General features: G+C 56.5%; 16 protein-coding genes. 14 read left to right on the forward strand and 2 right to left on the reverse strand.

What is annotated here, in order from left to right; translation table 11 throughout:
* Nucleotides 1–422 precede the first annotated feature (422 nt).
* From HY751_03135 to HY751_03195, 13 genes are all read left to right on the forward strand, one after another.
* Nucleotides 423–1,469, forward strand: a complete 1,047-nt coding sequence (locus tag HY751_03135) for a 3-oxoacyl-ACP synthase III (protein ID MBI4665388.1) — start codon at nt 423–425, stop codon at nt 1,467–1,469.
* 9 nt (nt 1,470–1,478) lie between these two features.
* Nucleotides 1,479–2,372 carry an alpha/beta fold hydrolase gene (locus HY751_03140; protein MBI4665389.1) on the forward strand — a complete coding sequence of 298 codons (894 nt, stop codon included), beginning with the start codon at nt 1,479–1,481 and terminating at the stop codon, nt 2,370–2,372.
* Nucleotides 2,369–4,051, forward strand: a complete 1,683-nt coding sequence (locus tag HY751_03145; protein ID MBI4665390.1) for an AMP-binding protein — start codon at nt 2,369–2,371, stop codon at nt 4,049–4,051. The genes HY751_03140 and HY751_03145 overlap by 4 nt, the downstream gene beginning before the upstream one ends.
* Entirely contained in the window at nt 4,048–5,034 is a 987-nt protein-coding gene (locus HY751_03150; protein MBI4665391.1) for an NAD-dependent epimerase/dehydratase family protein, read from the forward strand. Before HY751_03145 ends, HY751_03150 begins: the two co-directional genes overlap by 4 nt.
* Before the next feature lie 114 nt (nt 5,035–5,148).
* Entirely contained in the window at nt 5,149–6,039 is an 891-nt protein-coding gene (locus HY751_03155; GenBank protein MBI4665392.1) for a hypothetical protein, read from the forward strand.
* A 13-nt stretch (nt 6,040–6,052) separates the two neighbouring features.
* Nucleotides 6,053–6,565, forward strand: a complete 513-nt coding sequence (locus HY751_03160; protein MBI4665393.1) for an RDD family protein — start codon at nt 6,053–6,055, stop codon at nt 6,563–6,565.
* A 135-nt stretch (nt 6,566–6,700) separates the two neighbouring features.
* Nucleotides 6,701–7,849 (forward strand): alanine--glyoxylate aminotransferase family protein, encoded by a 1,149-nt coding sequence (locus HY751_03165; GenBank protein MBI4665394.1) that lies wholly within the window; start codon nt 6,701–6,703, stop codon nt 7,847–7,849.
* A 30-nt stretch (nt 7,850–7,879) separates the two neighbouring features.
* The gene (locus tag HY751_03170; GenBank protein ID MBI4665395.1) at nt 7,880–9,466 is read left to right on the forward strand and encodes a phosphoglycerate dehydrogenase; all 1,587 of its coding nucleotides are present in this window, start codon (nt 7,880–7,882) and stop codon (nt 9,464–9,466) included.
* Nucleotides 9,463–10,749 (forward strand): ATP phosphoribosyltransferase regulatory subunit, encoded by a 1,287-nt coding sequence (gene hisZ / locus HY751_03175; protein ID MBI4665396.1) that lies wholly within the window; start codon nt 9,463–9,465, stop codon nt 10,747–10,749. Before HY751_03170 ends, hisZ begins: the two co-directional genes overlap by 4 nt.
* Nucleotides 10,750–10,759: 10 nt before the next feature.
* Nucleotides 10,760–12,034: an adenylosuccinate synthase gene (locus tag HY751_03180; protein ID MBI4665397.1), complete on the forward strand. Its 1,275-nt coding sequence runs from the start codon at nt 10,760–10,762 to the stop codon at nt 12,032–12,034.
* Nucleotides 12,035–12,051: 17 nt separating this feature from the next.
* Nucleotides 12,052–13,422 (forward strand): YchF/TatD family DNA exonuclease, encoded by a 1,371-nt coding sequence (locus tag HY751_03185; protein ID MBI4665398.1) that lies wholly within the window; start codon nt 12,052–12,054, stop codon nt 13,420–13,422.
* A gap of 64 nt (nt 13,423–13,486) precedes the next feature.
* A complete protein-coding gene (locus HY751_03190) occupies nt 13,487–13,768 on the forward strand; it encodes a type II toxin-antitoxin system RelE/ParE family toxin (GenBank protein ID MBI4665399.1) in 282 nt (93 codons plus the stop codon).
* Nucleotides 13,769–13,783: 15 nt separating this feature from the next.
* Nucleotides 13,784–14,089, forward strand: a complete 306-nt coding sequence (locus HY751_03195) for a HigA family addiction module antidote protein (protein MBI4665400.1) — start codon at nt 13,784–13,786, stop codon at nt 14,087–14,089.
* A 58-nt stretch (nt 14,090–14,147) separates the two neighbouring features.
* On the opposite strand, the gene HY751_03200 is transcribed toward HY751_03195, so the two are convergent.
* Nucleotides 14,148–14,672: an adenine phosphoribosyltransferase gene (locus HY751_03200; GenBank protein MBI4665401.1), complete on the reverse strand. Its 525-nt coding sequence runs from the start codon at nt 14,670–14,672 to the stop codon at nt 14,148–14,150.
* 183 nt (nt 14,673–14,855) lie between these two features.
* On the opposite strand from HY751_03200, the gene HY751_03205 reads away from it, so the two are divergent.
* On the forward strand, nt 14,856–16,574 hold the full coding sequence (locus tag HY751_03205; protein MBI4665402.1) for a thioredoxin family protein: 1,719 nt from the start codon (nt 14,856–14,858) through the stop codon (nt 16,572–16,574).
* Between the two features lie 335 nt (nt 16,575–16,909).
* Here HY751_03205 and HY751_03210 read toward each other — a convergent pair whose 3' ends face one another.
* Entirely contained in the window at nt 16,910–18,151 is a 1,242-nt protein-coding gene (locus HY751_03210; GenBank protein MBI4665403.1) for a Glu/Leu/Phe/Val dehydrogenase, read from the reverse strand.
* Nucleotides 18,152–18,219 lie beyond the last annotated feature (68 nt).

The raw sequence follows: 18,219 nt of genomic DNA on the forward strand, positions 1-18,219 counted from the left end.
AGGCGATGCGGATTGGACGCTTCAATTTGGTTTGTGCCTCCAAGATTATCCATTGTTTTTTCAGGATTTAGTCAGGTTGGCATTCATGATCACCTTTTCCGCCGGAGTGAGTAAAGAGTATAAGTGAATAATTCATACTCTTTATTAAAATATACGCCTACCACAGGATTTTTGCAATTGGCGGCCTCAACATATAGAATGTAACGTTTGTATCAAGGGTTTTCAAACCCGGGTAGTGTCTCAGTTTGAAAGTACAGGGGAGATTCTTCACTTACGCCCAGAATGACAATATAAAAGCCGTTGATAACATTGTCATCCTGGGCGAAGCGCAAGCGAAGTGAAGGATCTGTCTGTTATTTGAGATTCAAACTGGGACACCACCCAAACCCGAAACTGTTTTATTTTGAGCCAACGCCAACGTAATGAAGTTCGAAAACGTCTGTATTGAATCGGTTGGGTATATTCTTCCGCCCAACGTGGTTACCTCAGCCATGATAGAGGAACGCCTGGCGCCTCTTTACGACCGTCTCAAACTGCCCCATGGAAGGCTGGAGCTTATGTCCGGCATCCGGGAACGCAGGTTCTGGAACCCCGGCACGCGGCCCAGCGCCGTGGCCCAGGAGGCGGGCAAACAAGCCGTGGCCGCGTCGGGAATACCGCTGGAAAAATTCGGCGCGCTGTTCCATTGCGCGGTTTGCAGGGATTACCTGGAGCCTGCCACCGCCAGTTTTGAGCACAACAGCCTGGGGTTGCGCCCCGACTGCATGGTGTTCGACATATCCAACGCTTGCCTTGGAGTATTGAACGGAATAATTACACTGGCCGCGATGATTGAGCTTGGCCATATCGAGGCGGGAATAGTGATGGCGGGGGAGATGGGTGAAACGCTGGTGGAAAGCACCATAAACTCGCTGTTGTCCGACCCTAACGTTACCCGGCAAAGCGTGAAACTGGCTTTCGCCTCGCTCACCATAGGCTCCGGAGCAGTGGCCGTAACGCTGGCCTCCCGCAAAATATCCAAAACCGGCCTCAAGCTTATTGGGGGCGTGGCCCGGGCGGACACTTCCAGCAACAACCTGTGCACCAGCGATATGGACCTGGGCTTCAGTTCCAACGCCACGCCGCTGATGCAAACCGATTCGGAAGAGCTTTTGAAAGCGGGTTGCAAACTGGCCGCCGATACGTGGAAAGATTTCATCAGCCATACCGGCTGGAACCCGGAAACCATAAGCCGCTGTTTCACCCATCAGGTGGGAGTGGCCCACCGGCGCCTGTTGTATCAATCCATCGGGGTGGACATGGCCAAAGATTTCGCCACTCTGGAGTTTTTGGGGAACGTGGGGTCGGTTTCCCTGCCCATAACCTTTGGCATGGGGCTGGAGCAAGAAGCGTTCAAGAAAGGGGATAGGGCTGTGTTGATGGGCATAGGAAGCGGGCTCAACAGCGTAATGCTGGGGCTGGAATGGTGAGGAGCGGCCATGGGGATTGATCTGGCCGACATAAGGGACGAATACCCGTTCACCCCCAAAAGAATAGACATAAACGGCCATCAGCTAAGTTATCTGGACGAGGGGCCGGAGGAGGCGCCGGTAATACTGGCCCTGCATGGCAACCCCACATGGTCGTTCTATTACCGGAAACTGGCGCTGGCCTTGCGGGGGGAGTTCCGGGTGATAGCCCCGGACCATATGGGTTGCGGCCTTTCGGACAAACCGCAGGATTACGATTACACCCTTAAAACGCATATAGGCAACCTGTCGGCGCTTGTTGCCAAACTAAAGCTGGAACGGTTCACGCTGGCGGTGCATGACTGGGGCGGGGCCATAGGTTTTGGCCACGCCATCAGGAATCCGGAGATGGTTAAATCCATCATCATTTTCAACACCGCCGCTTTCCCCTCAACCGACGTGCCTATGAGGATAAAAGTTTGCGCGTGGCCCTATGTGGGGGAGTTTCTTGTAAGGAAACTCAACGCATTCGCCGGTGGGGCCATAAACCTTAAAATGGCCACCAACAAACCGGAGAGGCTTACCCACACGGTAAAACAGGGCTACCTGGGCCCATACGACAGCCCGGAGAACAGGATAGCCATTGCCCGGTTCGTGCAGGACATTCCCATGTCGCCCGCCCACCCTACTTACAGGCTGGTGGAGAACATAGGCGATAACCTGAAGATTTTCGAGAACACCCCTTCCCTGGCCCTTTGGGGCATGAAGGATTTCTGCTTCCACGAGGGGTTTCTAAAAGAATGGCTCAAAAGGCTGAAAAACGTGGAGGCGCACATGCTAACCAACGCCGGGCATCTGGCGCTGGAAGACGCCCACGAGGAGATAATCCCCTTCATAAAGGCGTTCCTTGAAAGAACCCAATGAGCGGTCTTTTCAACGTTGGCGATCTGCTCACCACCGCCTCGGGTAAATACGCCGGCAGGGTAGCCGTGTCTGTCCCCATAAGCGGGCATGGCGCCAGCACCCGATACCAACACCACACTTTCCGCCAGTTGAACGATGAGTGCGACAGGTACGCCAGGGGTCTTCGGGAATTGGGGATAAAAGACGGGGCGCGAACCCTGCTATTCGTAAAACCGGGATTCGATTTTATGGCGTTGGCGTTCGCCCTTTTCAAGACCGGCGCCGTGCCGGTGATGATTGATCCCGGCGTGGGGAAACAGAATTTTTTAAACTGCGTCCGGCAGGCTGAAGCCTCGGCCCTTATCGGTATTCCCAAGGCCCACATAGGCAGGATTCTTTATCCTGGTTACTTTAGGACCGTTGATAAATTCATCACGGTGGGGCCCAGGCTTTTCTGGGGCGGCCATTCGTGGAAAAAGGTTAGAAAAGAGGGCGCCGAACCATTCACAACGGCCCCCACAAGGGAAGAAGACACCGCCGCCATCCTGTTCACCTCCGGCTCCACCGGCGCCCCGAAAGGGGTGGTTTATGAGCATGGCATTTTCGGCGCGCAGGTGCGGCTGATACAAAGACAGTACGGGATAACCGGGAACGATGTGGACCTGCCGGCGTTCCCGCTTTTCGCCCTCTTCTCGGTGTCCATGGGCATGAGGGTGGTGATCCCGAGAATAGATCCCACACGCCCGGTTTCCGCCGACCCGGCGGAAGTGGTGGAGGCAATCAACAGCCAGAAAGTCACTTTCACTTTCGGCTCCCCTGCCATATGGCGAAAGGTGAGCGCCTATTGCGTGGATAACGGCGTGAAACTGCCCACGTTAAAAAAAGCGCTCATGGCCGGAGCGCCGGTGAGGGACTCCATCCACCACCGTCTGCTACGGCATGGGGTCCTATCCCCGGGCGCGGCCACGCACACACCCTTCGGCGCAACCGAATGTCTTCCGATAGCCGACATCACCGGTGAGGAAGTTTTGAGCGAAACCTCGGAATCCACCAAACAGGGACATGGGGTATGCGTGGGAAAACCGTTGCCGGAGATCCGGGTGGAGATAATCGGGATCAATGACGGGGTGATTGATAATTGGGATGAAACCCTTTGCCTTGCCCCAGGCCGGATTGGCGAAATCGCCGCCACAGGGCCAGTGGTGACCAGGCAATATTACGGACTGCCCGAAAACACCCGGCTGGCGAAGATATATGATAAAAAAACCGGCGCGGTGTGGCACCGTATGGGGGACGCCGGATACAAGGATGAAAAAGGCAGGATATGGTTCTGCGGCAGGAAAAGCCACCGGGTGGTCACAAATAATGGCCCTTTGTTCACCATCCCCTGCGAGGCGGTGTTCAACCAGCATCCGCAGGTGTTCCGGTCCGCGCTCATTGGCATCGGGCAGGCGCCTGAGCAGATGCCCGTGATAGTGGTGGAGTTGAACCGCTCATCCTGCGATGCGGATAAAGGGAAAATCGCCTCGGAGCTTTTTGAATTGGGAGCCAAAAACCCGATCAGCGCTCCCATCAAGTTAATCGTGTTCCATAATGAATTTCCTACCGATGCCCGGCACAACGCCAAGATATTCCGCGAAAATCTTAAAGACTGGGCCGAGTCCCTGCCCGCTTCCGGTTTCTACAAGGCGGCGCCATGAAAGCGCTGGTAACCGGCGGAGGCGGCTTTTTGGGGCGGTATATCGTAGAAAAGCTTTTAGCGGCTGGGGCCGATGTTCAAACCCTGTCGCGAAACCCTCAGCCGGAGCTTATCGCCATGGGGGTGAAGACGTTCTGCGGCGACGTGGGCGAAAGCGATGAGGTGATGAAAGCCACGGCTGGGGTGGACACGGTTTTCCATGTGGCGGCCAAGGTTGGTATCGGCGGGAATCACCGGGAGTTTCACCAGACAAACGTGGTGGGCACGCGGAACGTTATCAACGCCTGCAGGGCCCAGGGCGCGCGGAAACTGGTATTCACCAGTTCGCCTTCGGTGGTGTTCGACGGCAAACCCCACGAAGGAATAGACGAGACATACCCATACCCTGCCAAACACACAGCCTTCTACCCCATGACCAAGGCCATAGCGGAGCGGGAGGTTTTAGAGGCCAACGGCCCCGGACTTTTAACATGCTCCCTCAGGCCACATCTGGTATGGGGCCCCCGGGACACGAATTTAATCCCCCGCCTGCTGGCCCGCGCCAAGGCCGGACGGCTACGGATAGTGGGCGATGGCGCAAACCTTATAGACACCGTATATGTGGAGAACGCGGCGGATGCCCATCTATTGGCGGCCCAGCGGCTGGAAACAGGCTCCAAAGTGGCGGGTTCCGCCTATTTCATAAGCCAGGGGGAGCCGGTGAACTGCTGGGAGTTCGTAAACCGCATCCTGGAAAAACTGGGAGGGAAACCGGTGACCAAACATATCCCGTACCCGGTGGCGTACACAATCGGCGGGGCGCTGGAATTTATCTATGGCGTTTTGGGACGAAACGACGAGCCGCCCATGACCCGGTTTCTTGCGCAACAACTGGCCATGCCCCACTACTTTAATATAACAAAGGCCAGGGAAGAGTTAGGCTACACCCCATTAGTAAACACGGAAGAGGGGCTGGAGAGGTTAGCGAAGACTTTTCAGGCATAGAAATTTTGTGTAAACTTAGAAATAGGATGAAGTAAATAATTCAATCCTGTTGACTTTTTGTGTTATTTATACGATAATTATCTTTAAATTATCCGGCTTGGGGGAAGTTTCCAAATGAGATGCCCGTATTGCAGTTACGTCAGTTTCGAGTTTTTGGACACCTGCAAAAAATGCTCTAAGGATTTATCCTCCCATAAGCAACAGTATGGCATTGAGTTCCTTGAGCCGGTGTCGCTGGGCGTCCTCACTTTTGTGGAAGGGGCCGCGCCCTCCGCGGAGCCATCAGCTCCAGCCGGTTTCTCTTTCCATGAGGAAGCGGATCACGGCATCCTCATAGAAGATGTTTCAGCCCCGTCAGCGCAGGAGCCCGCCGTAGCGGAGTTTTCCGCCGACGACATTAAGCTTGATTTCGGCGAGTCCACCGAAGAGATCCTCTCCGAAACCGGCGGAACGGAAGACATAGGAATCAAGTTTGACGCCGGTATAGACGAGATCGCCTCCGACAGCGGCTTCACCCTCAGCCTGGGGGATGAGCTGGACATCGGCATGGGCGATGAAAAAACCCCCGCAGAAGAGACCGGCGGATCCATATCCTTGGGTGAGCCGGAAGAAGAAGGCGGCATTGTAATGAGAGGCTTTGATGAAGAGGACGAAGGGGGTATCACCCTGTCCGCCCTGGAAGAAAAAGCCGCCGCCGTGGAAGAGCCTGGGGAAATAGTCATAGGCGGGTCCGCCGCCGAAGAGGAGGAAGGGATTTCCCTGGATCTGGACATCGAGGGGATAGGCGATATCGAGATAAAAGACGCCAAAGCCGATGAGGATACCGTCAAGATAGAAGGCGCCGCCGCCAAAACCGCTAAAAAACCTGAAGAAGACGATTTCGCCGACATAGAGCTCTCTCTGGACGATAAAGACCTGTTCGGTGAAAAAGGTGGCGATGAAGAGATAGACCTGGGCGATCTGGATCTGCAAATAGGCGACGACGACCTGGGCCTGAAACTTTAGCCCCGTCGGCCTTGTGGAAAATATAAGCGAGGAAAATCCGGCGCCGCCCGCCGCTCCCGCATTGCCTCCCCCTCTGGAGGGTCCTTCTCCTTCCATAGCCCCCCCTGCCCTTTACGCCTCGTTTATCCGGCGGTTCGTGGCATATTTTCTGGATAACTTCATAATCGTCATATTCACCGTTATCGTTTCGGTGGGCACACTGGCGGGCGATACGAGTGATATGGGAGAATTCGAGGCGCTGTTCTCGCTGGTATGGCTGGTTTACGGCCTAAACTCCGTCGCATTCATCGGCTATTTCACCCTGGCCACGGCCAACGGCGGCCAAACCCCCGGCAAATACCTGTTGGGCATAAAGGTCGTTGGAACCAACGGAATGGATATAGATTATATTCGCGCCTTCATCCGGGCTATCGGCTATTTTATCAGCTCTTTCCTGTACATCGGGTTTATCTACGCCCTGTTCGACAAAAAAAGCCAGTCGTTCCATGACAAAATGGCCGACACGGTTGTGGTGGAAAAGGATTAGGGTCGCCGTATATAATTACGGTTCGGCGCTTTAGGGCGCCGCGTTTTTGCGGGGAGCCCCAAGGTTTCCCTTTCCGCTTAAAATAAGGATGATCCAGGTTTACAGCTTCCACTTTTGCGAATGGAGAGTTCCCAGATGAAGAAACGGTACCTAATATCCCCCGGCCCCACCCCAGTGCCAGAAGAAGCCTTGCTGGAGATGGCAAAACCCATTATGCACCATCGCACACCGCAATTTTCGGCCATATTCGCCGAGTGCGCCGCAGGTTTAAAGGAGATATTCGGCACCGGGCAGGATGTGCTTATGCTGGCATCTTCCGGCACGGGGGCGATGGAATCGGCCATTGTGAACCTGTTCTCCCCGGGAGACACGGTTCTGGTGGTGAACGCCGGGAAATTCGGCGAGCGCTGGGGCAAGATATCCGAGGCGTATGGGCTGAACGTGGAATGGCTCAACGTGCCATGGGGCGAGGGGGTATCTCCGGATGCCGTGGCCGAAGCGCTGGAGCGCAACCCGAAGATTGCGGCGGTGCTCACCCAGGGGTCGGAGACATCAACCACGGCGGCCCATCCCATAAAGGAACTGGCCAAACTCACCGAGGGGAAAGACACGCTTCTGATCGTGGACGGCATCACCTCCGTCGGCGTGGTGGACATGCCCATGGATGGATGGGGCATAGACGTGCTGATAACCGGCTCGCAAAAAGCGTTGATGCTTCCGCCGGGGCTGGCTTTCATCGCCCTTTCGGAGCGGGCCTGGAAAAGGACGAAAACATCGAAACTCCCCAAATATTATTTCGACCTGAACCGGGAGTTGAAAAACTACAAGGAACACACCACCGCGTACACTCCCGCTGTCTCCTTGATATGCGGCCTGCGTGTGGTGTTGAAGATGCTGTTCGACGAGGGTCTTGAGAACACCTACAAGCGGCACGACCTGCTGGCCCGGGCATGCCGGGCGGGAACGGCGGCGCTGGGTTTAAGGCCGCTGGCGCCCGCCTCCCCGGCAAATTCGGCCACCGGCGTGTATCTGCCGGAAGGGGTGGACGGCGGCAAGCTGATAAAAGACCTGCGGGACAATTACGGCGTAACCTTCGCCGGGGGACAGGACTCGCTGAAGGGCAAGATCGTGCGGATAGCCCATCTGGGTTATTTCGACTCGTTCGACATGGTAATCGCCATGGGCGCTCTGGAGATGGCGCTGGCCAAAACCGGCAAGCCCGTAACCATGGGAGCGGGAGTGGCCGCGGCCCAGGCTGTGCTGAACGCCAGGTACGGCGGCTGATTAAACTCCTAAAATGACGGTTAAAGCCCAATGAGTGACCCTATCAAGATACTGGTGAGCGACAAGCTTTCCGACGCCGGCCTTGCGATTCTCAAAAGCGCCGGGTTTGAAGTGGATGTGAAGATCGGGCTCAAGCCCGCCGAACTGGCCGCTGTAATCGCCCCTTACGACGGCCTTGTCATCCGTTCCGGCTCCAAAGTTACGCGGGAGGTTATAGAAGCCGCTGACAACCTAAAAGTGGTGGGCCGGGCAGGCATCGGGGTGGACAACGTGGATGTTCCCGCCGCCTCCGAACGGGGCGTGGTGGTGATGAACACCCCTGGCGGCAACGCCGTGACCACCGCCGAGCACGCCATAGCAATGATGATGGCGCTGTCCCGCAAGATACCGCAGGCCAGCGCCTCCATGAAATCCGGCAAGTGGGAAAAAACCTTCATGGGGGTGGAGCTTTGCGGCAAGACCCTTGGGATTATCGGGCTGGGCCGCATAGGGGCGCTGGTGGCCAAACGTGCCCGCGGGCTGGAGATGAAAGTGATAGGGTTCGACCCGTACATTTCCCCCGAGGCGGCCGAGAAGCTTGGGGTGGAAACCGTGGGGCTGGAGGAGTTGTATTCCAGGGCGGACTTTATAACCATCCACACCATCCTCAACGATGAAACCCGTGGATTGTTGAACAGCAAAGCCTTCGCCAAGATGAAAAAGGGGGTGCGGATAATAAACTGCGCCCGGGGTTCCATAGTGGACGAGAAGGATTTGGCCGAGGCCATCCGGCAGGGTATCGTGGCCGGGGCGGCGCTGGACGTGTTCGAGAAAGAACCGCCGGACGACATGGACTTCATAAAAATGGACGAGCTTGTGGCCACGCCCCATCTTGGCGCATCCACCAAGGAGGCCCAGGAAAGCGTGGCGTTGGGCATAGCCCACCAGGTTGTGGATTTTTTCAGCCGTGGGGTGATAATCAACGCTGTGAACGTGCCATCGCTGAGCCCGGAGCAGATCCCCGTGGTGAGGCCATATCTTGAGCTGGGGGAGAAACTGGGTTTGTTCATAGCCCAAGCGGCCGGAGGGGCGCCCACCAAGCTGGAGATAACGTACATGGGCGACGCGGCGGCCCTGCCCACCCAGGCCATCACGCAGGCTGTGGTGAAAGGGCTTTTGGAGGCCCATGTGGGGAAAACCGTTAATTTCGTGAACGCCTCCCACCTGGCCCGGAGCCGGGGCGTTACTGTGTCTTCCACATCCAGCGCGGCGGAGGGTAGCTATACCTCGGTGGTAGGGGTGAAACTTACCACCGGCAACCGTGAAACAAGGATCGAGGGGGCGGTGTTCCCCGGCGGAAGGGCCATGCTGTTAAAGCTGGACGATTTTTACCTGGAAGCGCACTTGAGCGGCGACATGATACTTTTCACCAACAACGACAAACCTGGCGTTATAGGCGCCGTGGCAACGGCGTTGGGGAAAAACGGGGTCAACATCGCCTCGTTCGAGCTTACCCGGGTGGAACAGGGCGGGCTGGCCATGGCCGTGGTAACTGTGGATTCGGCCCCCGAACCCGCGGTTATTTCCCAGCTTTCGAAAATAGAAAACGTGCGGGAAGTGAGGCTTGTCAGGCTGTGATAGACGCTCCCAGGGGCGTAAAAGCCCTTCTTTTCGAAGAAGCCACGCTTAAAGGCCATATCGAAAGCAGAATACTTTCCCTGCTGGAAAGCTGGGGATACATGCGGGTGGAAACACCAGCCATGGAGTTTTTCCATGTGCTTTCGCGTGGGCTGGACGCCGAAACGCTGAAGCGGGTCATCACCTTCACCGATCCCGCCGGTGGTGGAAAACCGCTGGCGCTCCGTTCCGACGTTACCCCGCAGATAGCCAGGCTTGCGGCCACATCGCTTTATAACCGGCCCAAACCGGTGCGTTTGTGTTACGCGGCCACTGTTTACCGGTCGCAGATACCCGGCGCCGGAGGCAGGATGGAGGTTTACCAGGCCGGGGCGGAGCTTGTGGGGTTATCTTCCCCGGAGGCCGACGCGGAGATTCTGGCGCTGGCGCTGGAATCTCTTGCCAGGCTGGGGTTGGCAGACGGGCACATTTCGCTAAGCCATGCCGGTTATATAAAATCCATCGTGGACGAGCTTGGCCTGGCTGAACCAGCCCGGGCCGAGGTGAAACTTGCCCTCAAGAAAAAAGACATGCGCGGGCTGGAACGGGCGCTGGAAAACCACAAAACCAGCGGCCCCGCCAGAGAAGCCCTGTTGGCGGCGCCAACGCTGTTTGGCGGGGTGGAGCTTGCCGGGAAGGCCAAGGCCGTAAACAAAGGCTCGGAAGAGGCGCTGATTAACCTTTCGAAGATAATAGAACTCCTCGTCAAACGCGGGCTTGGGGCCAAGGTTACGCTAGACCTTGGCGAAACCAGGGGGATGGGCTACTATACCGGCGTCACGTTCGAGGGTTTCGTTAAAGGCATCGGCAAACGGGTGCTTTCCGGCGGACGGTACGACAAACTCCTTTCCCTCTACGGCGCGGACATTCCCGGAGCCGGGTTCGCCATTGATGTGGACCGGATACTGGATCATTTCACCCGGGCCGGGGAACCGGCCGGATGGGCCCCGGCGGACGCCACGCTGGTGGAATTGAATGACGCGGTGGGAGTGGACGCTCTGGCGGCCCGGTTGAGGGAGCATGGGTTCAGGATAGTCCAGGAGCTTATATCCAGGCCGATTCATGAAATAATAAAAGAAGCGGCCGGGATGAAGATAATGACTGTGATAGTGTGCGGCGACAAGGACACGCCGCCTGACATGGTCAAGATTATAGACACGGCGGACGGGAAGGAAACAAAAGCCCACGCCGAAGACATGATGGGCCGTCCGGCCAATTACCTGCATCGCAGGAAAGTTAAGTGAAGGAAGTGATATGCCCGTTACTGTAGTTGTTGGCGCCCAATGGGGCGATGAAGGCAAAGGCAAGGTTGTGGACATGCTGGCCGAAAGCATGGACGTTATCGCCCGTTACCAGGGGGGCGCCAACGCCGGACACACGGTGGTGGTGGGGGCCGAGGAATATATTCTGCACCTTATTCCCTCCGGCATCCTGCACAAGGGAAAAACCTGCGTGATAGGAGCCGGGGTGGTTATAGACCCGGAAGCCCTACTGCTGGAAATAGACGAGCTTGAGAAACGAGGATTCACCGTGAAAGGCTCGCTGGTGGTTTCCGGCAGGTCGCATTTAATAATGCCCTATCACAAGCTAATGGACCAGGCGTCCGAAAAGAACTCCGGCGCCGGCAAGATAGGCACCACCGGCCGGGGCATCGGCCCGGCATACGCGGACAAAGCCTCCAGGACCGGCCTTAGGATGCTGGACCTTTTCAAACCGGATTATTTCAAGACCAGGCTGACGGCGGCGGTGACGCAGAAAAACGCCCTGCTGGAAAAACTGTACGGCCAGCCACCCGTTGATCCGGAGCCGATATTCGAACAGTATATGAAATACGCGGCGCGGCTGAAAGATTACGTGTCCGATTGCGGCAGGGTAATCCGCAAGGCCATCGCCGACGGCAAGAACGTGCTGGCCGAAGGCGCCCAAGGCACCATGCTGGATATAGACCAGGGAACCTATCCGTTCGTCACCAGTTCACCGGCGGCGGCGGGCGGGGCATGCACGGGGCTGGGGATACCGCCCCGGGCCGTGCAATACGTAATAGGCATCATGAAAGCTTACACCACCCGCGTGGGTGAAGGCCCCTTCCCTTCCGAGCTTTGCGACGGGATGGGTGAAGACCTGCGCAAGATAGGACACGAGTTTGGCGCCACCACCGGCAGGCCGCGCCGGTGCGGCTGGCTGGACGCTGTTGTGGGCAGATACGCCGTGGAGGTGAACGGCATCACCGGCATAACCCTTACCAAGCTGGACGTGCTGGACGACTTCGACGAGCTTAAAATATGCGTGGCCTACGAGGTGGACGGGGAGACCATAACCCACATGCCCGAAGACACGGACGTGTTCGCCCGGTGCAAACCGGTTTACGAGACCATGAAAGGCTGGAAGACCTCCACATCCGGCGTTTCCCGTTATGAAGACTTGCCCTTGGCGGCTAAAAACTACATCGCGCGGGTGGAGGAGCTTACAGGCGCCCCCGTCAGCATCATATCCACAGGGCAGGACCGGGCCGCCACCATCCTGCGCTAATTTTTGAACAGGCAGTTATGCCCGCCGATTCCCATTGCCATTTGAACGACCCGGCTTTTGAAGCCGACCGGGAAGAGGCCATCGCCCGAGCCCAGGAGGCCGGCGTAAGCCTTATCCTTAACGTGGGGTACGACGCGCCCACCTCCCACCTGGGCATTAAACTTGCCGAACGGCACGGGTGGATGTACGCCTCCGCCGGGATACATCCCAACAGCGCCACCATGGCGGACGGGAAAACATTGTCCACAATCCGCGACCTGGCAAAACATCCGGCGGTTGTGGCCATCGGCGAGACGGGGCTGGACTATTACCGCGACCGGGCGCCAAAGGATGTTCAGGAAAATTCTTTCCGCGCCCACATAGCCATCGCCCGCGAACTGGGCAAACCGGTGATAATCCATTGCCGGGACGCTTATGAAGACGCTTTGCGGATACTCAAGGAAGAAGAGATAGAAAAGACAGGCGGGGTGATGCACTGTTTCGGCGGCTCGCCGGAGGAGGCCCGCAAATTCCTGGAGCTAAACCTGCACATATCGTTCGCCGGGAACATCACCTACCCTAAAGCTGGCGGCCTTCGCGAGGCGGTGAAAGCCGTGCCGGGCCACAGGCTGTTGATAGAGACCGACGCGCCATATCTTGCGCCCCAGAAAAACCGGGGCGCCCGCAACGAGCCTTCATATCTGCCGGAAGTGGCCAAAACGGCGGCGGAGACCAGAGGCGTTACGTATGAGGACATCCAACGGATAAGCGTCACCAATTTCGAGGAGCTGTTCAACATCGGCGGGGCCAAAGAGGGGGAGATCGTTTATAAAATCCGCGACTCCCTATACCTGAACGTCACCCGAGCATGCACGAACCGGTGTTATTTCTGCCCCCGGTTCTATTCGGACACCATCCAGGGTCACAACCTGCGCCTTACCCGCGACCCTTCGGCGGAGGAGCTTATAGAAGCCATCGGCGATCCGGAGAATTACAGCGAAATAGTGTTCTGCGGATATGGCGAGCCGACATTGCGGTTGAATGTGATTCTCGCCGTGGCGAAGTGGGTGAAGGAAAACGGCGGCGTAACCCGGCTTAACACCAACGGCCACGGCAACCACATCGCCAAACGGGACATCATCCCGGAAATTGCCGGGCTTATAGACACAGTATCGGTAAGCCTCAACGCCACCGACCCGCAGATATACGATGAAATCTGCGACCCGCAAATACCCCATGCGTGGGAGGCCACGGTGGAATTTATAAAACTATGCAAGGGGCGCATACCCAAAGTGACCGCCACGGTAGTGGCCATCCCGGACAAGGTGGATATTGAAACGGCCCGCAGGTTCGTGGAGGACGGGCTGGGGGTAAAATTCCGTGTGCGGGAATATAACCTGGTAGGGTGAGGTGGTGATGCGCTTAATGCCGATTCATATTGACTTATAACGTCATAGGATATAATATTGCCTTATGATAAAGAGCTTCAAGGATAAGGAAGCTGAAAAAATATTTCACAGGCAACCTAGTAAAAAATTGGCGCCAGATATTCAAAGGACGGCAAAAAAGAAACTAAACATGCTAGACGCGACTGTATCGCTAGGAGCCTTAAACATACCCCCAGGCAACAGGCTAGAGGCTTTAAAGGGAAACAGGGCCGACCAATTTAGTATAAGGATTAACGACCAGTGGCGGATCTGCTTCATTTGGCATGATGGGGACGCTTATGATATGGAAATCGCGGATTATCATTAAATCCGGAAACCTAAGATGAAAAAGATGGAACCTATTTACCCGGGCGAAATCCTCCTTGAGGAATTTTTGGAGCCTATGGGTATTAGCCAGAACCTTCTGGCGCGTGAAACTAAAACGTCGCCCCGGCGGATTAACGAAATCGTCTTGGGCAAACGCGCCATCACTGGTGACACCGCAATCAGGCTTGGCAGGTTTTTCGGCGTGGAGCCGGAATTCTGGATGAACCTGCAATCCCGGTATGATCTGGAGGTAGCAGAAGACCGTTTCGACCCTAAATTGAAGATTGAGGTTGGCCGGTACAAAGAATTGGCCAGAAAATAAAAAAAGGACGGCCTTTTACAGCCGCCCTCACGGAACCTTTTAAAATTCCCACCCTACCCTAGCCGTCGTACTTTATCAGCGAGTGCACGTTGTAACCGGGTATCTTGTCCCGGCCTTTAAGAAACGTCAGTTCCACGAAAAACGCCAATTCCTGGATATCCCCCCCGACCTTTTTCACCAGCTCCGCCGCGGCGTTAATGGTGCCGCCGGTGGCCAGGAGGTCGTCCACTATAACCACTTTCTGGCCGGGGGTGATCGCGTCCTGATGGATCTCTATCTCGTTCTTCCCATATTCCAGCTCGTAGGCCATCTTGTATGTTTTCCAGGGAAGTTTACCCGGTTTCCTTATGAGCACCACGCCGGTTCCCAAAGCGTAAGCCAGGGCCGAGGCGATGATGAACCCGCGGGACTCTATGCCTACGAAAATGTCCGGCCGCCAATTAACGTAGCGATGCACCAGCATGTCCACCGAGCGGCGGAACGCGCGGGCGTCGGAAAAAAGCGTGGTGATATCGTAAAAAAGAATCCCTTTTTTAGGAAAATCCGGCACTTCCCGGATGGATTGCTTTAAATCACTGGGCATTTTAAGGGTACACTCCGGTTGATTGAGGTTTAAACATAAATACATTCAGGGCCGGGCTTTGTCAATCAACATTGGAGGCTGGTATAATTTAAAACTCAACGCCAACTCAACAGGAACCGGATGAAACGCCTCTTTTTTATCGCCTTATTGTTTTTGACTGCCGCCCCGGCCAGCGCCCAGCTTATGAAAAGTTCGGACGTGGTTATCTTCGCCCCTGTCCACAGGATGGAACGGTACCCCGCGGGCGCGTCTTACAAAATGCTGTTCAGCCTGAAATTCCGGGAGGGGTGGCACAGCCAGTCCCACACCCCTTCCATGCCAAACCTTATCCCCACCAAACTTACCGTTGCGGGAAACGAGGGGATCAGCCCCGGGCGGGTGTTTTACCCCGAAGGCAAGCTTACAAAATTCGCTTTCTCCCAGGAACCGCTATCCACTTACGAGGGAACCACCTACATTGGCGTTAACATCGCCATTGACACATCCACAAAACCGGGCGAACACCGTTTGCCGGTGACGCTTACGCTCCAGGCGTGCGATGAGAAGGCATGCATCATGCCAGCCAACATCACCCTTGACCTGCGTGTGATAGTGGTGGCCCCCGACGCCCCGGCGGTGGAGATAAACCATGACGTCTTCTCCATGAACGAGGAGCTTTTCAAGGCTAAAGACGGTGAATATATTGCCGGGGGAGATATAAAGACATATCTTACCGAACACGGCCTGCCGCTGACTTATCTATTCATCTTCCTGGGCGGGCTGGCGCTGAACCTTACCCCGTGCGTGTATCCGCTTATTCCCATCACCGTGTCATACTTCGGCGGCGAGAGTGAACAGAAACGCAGGCGTTTGTTTGTCCATTCCGTCCTGTATCTTTTAGGAATGGCGATGACATATTCCATGCTGGGCCTTTTCGCGGCCATGACGGGTAGCCTGTTCGGCGGCCTTCTCCAGCACTGGGCGGTGATTGCGGTAATAGCCGGGGCCATGGCGGTGTTGAGCCTTGCCATGTTCGGGTTCTATGAAATCCGGCCACCGGCGTTCCTCACCCAGATCGGCGGAAAGAACCGTCAGGGCTTTTTCGGCACCTTCATGATGGGAGCCACGGTGGGGATAATCGCCGCGCCTTGCATAGGGCCCTTCGTGCTGGGGCTGTTGACGTTCGTCGGCGAGAAGGGGGACCTGTTCCTGGGATTCACCATGTTCTTCACCCTGGCGGTTGGATTGGGGATTCCATTCGTGATACTGGCGCTGTTCTCCGGGGCCGTCTCTTCCCTGCCCCGTTCTGGCATGTGGATGGTGTGGGTGAAACACGTGTTCGGTTTCATAATGCTGGTGATGGCGGTTTATTTCCTGCAACCGCTCCTGCCGGATAGACTTTTCGGATATATCTTGAGCGGCCTGTTGATAATCTCCGGCGCGGCGCTGGTTTTCATTCCGAAAATAAAAGGGGCGGGCAAGGCGTTCCGCTCCATCAGATGGGCGGTGTCGCTGGCCTTTGTGGCGGCGGGGGCGTACCTTTTATATCCATCCACCGCCCCGGCTGTTGCGGTGAAGTGGGAAAAGGCCAGCATTGCGGCCATAGACGGGGCAAAGGCCCAGGGCAAACCGGTGATGATAGATTTCTCAGCCGAGTGGTGCGTGCCCTGTAAAGAGCTGGAGCATTACACCTTCCCAGACCCGAGGGTGGCGGCTTATTCCACCGATGTGGTTTTCATGAAAGCCGACATTACCAAAGGTGACGACGCGGAGAACGAGTCGCTGAAGAAACGGTTCCGCGTGATAGGCGTGCCCACCATAATCTTCCTGGATAAAAACGGAACGGAACTGGGCGACCTTAGGCTGGCCGGTTTCGAGAACGCCGAGGATTTTTTGAAGAGGTTGGACAGAGCCAAGCAGTAATATATCGTGGTCAGCGACCACGGGGAGGCATTTAAATAAACATCCCCTCATCCGGCGCTTCGCGCAATCCTCTCCCGCAACAACGGCTCTCCTGCGCGCCGTTCGGGAAACTCATGCGCCCGCCACAGACAGCGCGGCGCGAAGTTTTGCGGCAGGTCGGTAAGGGGGCACATTTACATTGCTTCGCCGGGGCCGCCCGACCCCGGTCCTGAATGTAGCGCACCGTCCCGGTGGCATGGCGGCGGTACTAGAAACCGTGGTCAGCGACCACGGGGAAGCGTGAGTGGCCGGGTGAATAAAAGGAAGCATATAAAGGGCTGGTTTCAGACCAGCCCCTACTGAATCCCCCGCACGTGGACGGCGCGGGCGATTTTCTCCACCGCCAGGCAATATGCGGCTTCGCGCAAGTTCAGCTTCTTTTCGGCGGCGTATTTGGTGACCTTGCCGTACACGGCGCCCATCTTGTCCATCAACCTCTGTTTCACCAGCGCCTCGTCCCAATAAAACCCTTCGCGGTTCTGCACCCACTCGAAATAGGAGACAATCACCCCGCCAGCGTTGGCCATTATGTCCGGAACCACGGTTATGCCCCGCTCGCGCAGTAAAGGCTCCGCGTCCAGCGCCACGGGGGCGTTGGCCCCTTCCACAATTATTTTGGCCGTTACCGATCCTGCGTTATCTACCCGTATGGAGTCTTCCAGGGCGCAGGGGATGAACACGCCGGCCCTGGTTGCAATTATCTCTTCCCGCGGGCGGGCCGGTAGAAATCCCGCCACGGTTCCGTTCTTCGCTTTGTGGGCGATAAGCTCCGGCACGTTTATCCCCGCCGGATCTTCCACCATGGCGGAGCTGTCGCTGACGGCCACAACTTTCACGCCACGCTCCCACAACCACCGGGCGCAATGGATGCCCACTTTCCCGAAACCTTCAATGGCTACGGTGAAACTTTTGTTTAGCCCGGCGTCCTGAGCCGCTCTGGTGGCGATGTAAGCAACCGCCTCCCCCGTGGCTTCGTTTCGCCCCGCCGAGCCGCCCAGCTCCAGCGGTTTACCGGTCACCACACCTCGCGCAAGCTCTCTATATTTTCTATACTCGTCGTATATCCACGCCATTTCCCGTTCGCCGGTGTTCACGTCCGGCGCGGGGATGTCTGTGTTGGGGCCGATATCGTTTAAAAGTTTCAGCGCGTATTTGCGGATGAGCCGCTCCACCTCGGAACGGGACATTTTGGATGGGTCGGCCACTATGCCGCCTTTGCCCCCGCCGAATGGCACATCCACCAGGGCGGTTTTCAAGGTCATGAGGGTGGCCAATATCTTCACCTCGTCCATGTTCACTGCCGGATGAAGCCGTGTGCCGCCTTTATATGGCCCCAGGGTGTCTGAATGCTGGACGCGGAAACATTGGAAAATCCCCACCGTTCCGTCATCCATCCGTATGATGGACTTGAACCTTATGATTTTATCGGACGCGGCGATGCGGTCTATAATCCGCTCGCCGGGATAGCGGGTGTCCAGCTCCAGCAGGCTCCCCACTTTGCGAAGCAACTCCACGGTCTTGTTGGCCGAATCGGTCATTGTCACCGCCCAAAATGTTGCAGGTGACCTGATTTTAACCTATGGAGGGGTGTTTTGTATCGCGCCAA

This window comes from Nitrospinota bacterium (assembly GCA_016208975.1).
Taxonomy (GTDB): domain Bacteria; phylum Nitrospinota_A; class UBA7883; order UBA7883; family JACRLM01; genus JACQXA01.

Excerpts from the sequence above, each read along its gene's own strand:
- HY751_03135 (MBI4665388.1), top strand. The coding sequence starts at position 423 with ATGAAGTTCGAAAACGTCTGTATTGAATCGGTTGGGTATATTCTTCCG.
- HY751_03140 (MBI4665389.1), top strand. The coding sequence starts at position 1,479 with ATGGGGATTGATCTGGCCGACATAAGGGACGAATACCCGTTCACCCCC.
- HY751_03145 (MBI4665390.1), top strand. The coding sequence starts at position 2,369 with ATGAGCGGTCTTTTCAACGTTGGCGATCTGCTCACCACCGCCTCGGGT.
- HY751_03150 (MBI4665391.1), top strand. The coding sequence starts at position 4,048 with ATGAAAGCGCTGGTAACCGGCGGAGGCGGCTTTTTGGGGCGGTATATC.
- HY751_03155 (MBI4665392.1), top strand. The coding sequence starts at position 5,149 with ATGAGATGCCCGTATTGCAGTTACGTCAGTTTCGAGTTTTTGGACACC.
- HY751_03165 (MBI4665394.1), top strand. The coding sequence starts at position 6,701 with ATGAAGAAACGGTACCTAATATCCCCCGGCCCCACCCCAGTGCCAGAA.
- HY751_03170 (MBI4665395.1), top strand. The coding sequence starts at position 7,880 with ATGAGTGACCCTATCAAGATACTGGTGAGCGACAAGCTTTCCGACGCC.
- HY751_03180 (MBI4665397.1), top strand. The coding sequence starts at position 10,760 with ATGCCCGTTACTGTAGTTGTTGGCGCCCAATGGGGCGATGAAGGCAAA.
- HY751_03185 (MBI4665398.1), top strand. The coding sequence starts at position 12,052 with ATGCCCGCCGATTCCCATTGCCATTTGAACGACCCGGCTTTTGAAGCC.
- HY751_03190 (MBI4665399.1), top strand. The coding sequence starts at position 13,487 with ATGATAAAGAGCTTCAAGGATAAGGAAGCTGAAAAAATATTTCACAGG.
- HY751_03195 (MBI4665400.1), top strand. The coding sequence starts at position 13,784 with ATGAAAAAGATGGAACCTATTTACCCGGGCGAAATCCTCCTTGAGGAA.
- HY751_03200 (MBI4665401.1), bottom strand. The coding sequence starts at position 14,672 with ATGCCCAGTGATTTAAAGCAATCCATCCGGGAAGTGCCGGATTTTCCT.
- HY751_03205 (MBI4665402.1), top strand. The coding sequence starts at position 14,856 with ATGAAAAGTTCGGACGTGGTTATCTTCGCCCCTGTCCACAGGATGGAA.
- HY751_03210 (MBI4665403.1), bottom strand. The coding sequence starts at position 18,151 with ATGACCGATTCGGCCAACAAGACCGTGGAGTTGCTTCGCAAAGTGGGG.